4 protein-coding genes are annotated in these 3,086 nt (G+C 71.4%); 1 reads left to right on the top strand and 3 read right to left on the bottom strand.

Annotated features, from left to right (window positions below):
- The coding region (locus tag GTW40_RS07755; protein ID WP_161179412.1) for a nucleopolyhedrovirus P10 family protein at positions 1 to 535 on the top strand (535 nt) is incomplete at its 5' end.
- 13 nt (positions 536 to 548) lie between these two features.
- Here the strand turns inward: GTW40_RS07755 and GTW40_RS07750 are convergent.
- The 3 genes from GTW40_RS07750 to GTW40_RS07740 form a co-directional block, all read right to left on the bottom strand.
- Complete coding sequence (locus GTW40_RS07750) at positions 549 to 1,352, bottom strand: enoyl-CoA hydratase/isomerase family protein (RefSeq protein ID WP_161179411.1); 804 nt, start codon at positions 1,350 to 1,352, stop codon at positions 549 to 551.
- Between the two features lie 129 nt (positions 1,353 to 1,481).
- Complete coding sequence (locus GTW40_RS07745) at positions 1,482 to 1,703, bottom strand: helix-turn-helix domain-containing protein (RefSeq protein ID WP_010355597.1); 222 nt, start codon at positions 1,701 to 1,703, stop codon at positions 1,482 to 1,484.
- Between the two features lie 321 nt (positions 1,704 to 2,024).
- A partial coding sequence (locus GTW40_RS07740) for an ABC-F family ATP-binding cassette domain-containing protein (RefSeq protein WP_161179410.1) occupies positions 2,025 to 3,086 on the bottom strand: 1,062 nt, incomplete at its 5' end.

The raw sequence follows: 3,086 nt of genomic DNA, 5'->3' as shown, positions 1-3,086 counted from the left end.
GCCGAGCGCACTGCCGCCGGGCGCCCTGCGGGTGACGGCGGACTTCGCGGCGACCGGCGAGCGGCCGCTGCCGGAGACTGCGGCGCTGCTGCGGACGGCCCTGGCGGACACCGCGACCCGGCTCCTCGGGCTCGCGGTCACGGAGGTGGACCTGCGGGTGACGGACCTGCTGGGCCCGGCCGACGACACCCCCGAGCCGCGCCGCGCCCCAGGACCGCCGTCGGCCACCGAGGCCACGGACCCGGACGGCTATCTGGTGGCCACAGCCGCGCGGGCGGTCCCCGGGGTGACCCGGCTGACCGCCGCGCTCGGGGACCGCTGTGGGGTCGTGCGTACGGAACGGCCCGCCGTGCCCGCGTCCCTCCCCCGCCGCCATGTGTGCGTGGAGCTGGCCGCCGACTCCGCCCACCGCACCGTCGACGTGGCCCGCGCGGTCCGCACGGCGGTGCGGGACGCGTTGGAGGACCACCCGACGGTGGCGGTGCTGGTGACGGCGGTGGAGGAGCCGGAGGCGGAGTCCGGGCCTGTCACGTAATCGGGCCGGGTGCTCAGTCGCCGATGCCCGCCAGGTCGCGCAGGCGGCGGGTCTGGGCGGCGCGTTCGGCCGTGCGCTGGTCGTCGTAGGTGCGCTCGGGGGCGCCGCGCAGCAAGGCCTTGGTCTCCACCACGGCGTCGCGGGGCGCGGCCAGGAGCGCGGCGGCCAGGTCGGCGGTCGCGGCTTCGAGTTCGGCGGCCGGGACCGCCGCGTTGGCCAGCCCGGAGACGACCGCCTCCTCGGCGTGCACGAAGCGGCCCGTCACGCAGATCTCCAGGGCGCGGGCGTACCCGACCAGGCCGACCAGCGGGTGGGTGCCCGTCAGGTCGGGCACCAGGCCCAGGCTCGTCTCACGCATAGCGAACTGCACGTCGTCCGCGACGATGCGCAGGTCGCAGGCGAGCGCGAGCTGGAATCCGGCCCCGATCGCATGGCCCTGCACAGCGGCGATGGACACGAGGTCGTTCCGTCGCCACCAGGTGAAAGCCTCCTGGTACTCGGCGATGGTCGCGTCGATCCCGGCGTCGTCACGGCGCGCGAGATCGATGAAGGTCGGCTCGCCCTCGATCCCCTCCGGGGTGAACATGCGTCGGTCGAGCCCGGCGGAGAAGGACTGGCCCTCGCCGCGCAGCACGACGACACGCACGGTGCCCGGCAGCAGCTTCCCCGCCTCGGCCAGCGCCCGCCACATGGCGGGGCTCTGCGCGTTGCGCTTGGCCGGGTTGGTCAGCGTCACCGTGGCGAGCGCGTCGTCGACGGTGAGCCGTACGCCGTCCTTGTCGAGTACAGGAGCGAGGTCCTTGTCGGGCGAAGCCATGGGGCGCCTCCGATGGGTGCGGTCAGCACGCGGTGCCGTACGGCATCGCGAAGTGACTGCACAGTAACCACCCGGGCGATCACACGACCGACCGGGTGGCCACCATCGAAGCCGATGGGCCGCCCGGAGTCAGGACGTCGCGGCCTTCTTGCCCCGGGTCGCTCCGCCACGCCCACGCAGCGTGACGCCCGACTCGCTGAGCATCCGGTGTACGAAGCCATACGAGCGGCCGGTCTCCTCGGCCAGCGCTCGGATGCTCGCACCGGAGTCGTACTTCTTCTTCAGGTCTGCCGCGAGCTTGTCGCGCGCGGCGCCGGTCACCCGGCTGCCCTTCTTCAGAGTCTCGGCCACCCGTGCCTCCTCATGGGAAGTGCGCTCTGGTCTTCTCATGATCACCCCTCCGGCGCGTGATGGCCACCCATTCGGCAAGGTCCGTGAGACAAGGTTGTGACGACAGGAGCACATCCCCACATGCGGAATCCTTGATTCCACGGCCGGGCGCGCGGGCTTTTCGTGTGGTCTTCCGGTGAATCACCAGGTCACGGACACGGAACGGCCGGTCCCCCCGCGCTGGGGGACCGGCCGCGAAATCCGTGTACGACACACCTCGGTACGAGGAGATCTCACACAGATGAGGGATCACCGATAGGCCGAATGATCCATGTCCGTGGATCACGCAAGGGCGACGAGGTCCGCGTAGTCGGAGCCCCAGAGGTCCTCGACGCCGTCCGGGAGCAGGATGATCCGCTCCGGCTGGAGCGCCTCGACGGCGCCCTCGTCGTGGGTGACCAGGACGACGGCGCCCTTGTAGGTGCGCAGGGCGCCGAGGATCTCCTCGCGGCTGGCGGGGTCGAGGTTGTTGGTGGGCTCGTCCAGGAGCAGCACGTTCGCGGAGGAGACGACCAGGGTGGCGAGGGCGAGGCGGGTCTTCTCGCCGCCGGACAGGACCCCGGCGGGCTTGTCGACGTCGTCGCCGGAGAACAGGAACGAGCCGAGCGTCTTGCGGACCTCGACCAGGTCCAGGTCGGGCGCGGCCGAGCGCATGTTCTCCAGGACCGTGCGCTCGGGGTCCAGGGTCTCGTGCTCCTGGGCGTAGTAGCCGAGCTTGAGGCCGTGGCCGGGGACGACCTCGCCGGTGTCGGGCTGCTCCGCGCCGCCGAGGAGGCGCAGCAGGGTGGTCTTGCCCGCGCCGTTGAGGCCGAGGATGACGACGCGGGAGCCCTTGTCGATGGCCAGGTCGACGTCGGTGAAGATCTCCAGCGAGCCGTACGACTTCGACAGGCCCTCCGCCATCAGCGGGGTCTTGCCGCAGGGGGCGGGCTCGGGGAAGCGGAGCTTGGCGACCTTGTCGGACTGGCGGACCGCCTCCAGGCCGGAGAGCAGCTTGTCGGCGCGCTTGGCCATGTTCTGCGCGGCGACCGTCTTGGTGGCCTTGGCGCGCATCTTGTCGGCCTGCGAATGCAGGGCGGCGGCCTTCTTCTCGGCGTTCTGCCGCTCGCGCTTGCGGCGCTTCTCGTCGGCCTCGCGCTGCTGCTGGTAGAGCTTCCAGCCCATGTTGTAGACGTCGATCTGGGCGCGGTTGGCGTCCAGGTAGAACACCTTGTTGACGACCGTCTCGACCAGGTCGACGTCGTGGGAGATCACGATGAAGCCGCCGCGGTAGGTCTTGAGGTAGTCGCGCAGCCAGGCGATCGAGTCGGCGTCGAGGTGGTTGGTGGGCTCGTCGAGGAGCAG

Origin of the sequence: Streptomyces sp. SID4985 (genome assembly GCF_009863025.1) — a bacterium.
In the GTDB taxonomy this organism is placed as follows: Bacteria; Actinomycetota; Actinomycetes; order Streptomycetales; family Streptomycetaceae; genus Streptomyces.
Note: the sequence above shows the minus strand (reverse complement) of the source record. Positions and strands in the feature narration are given on the sequence as shown.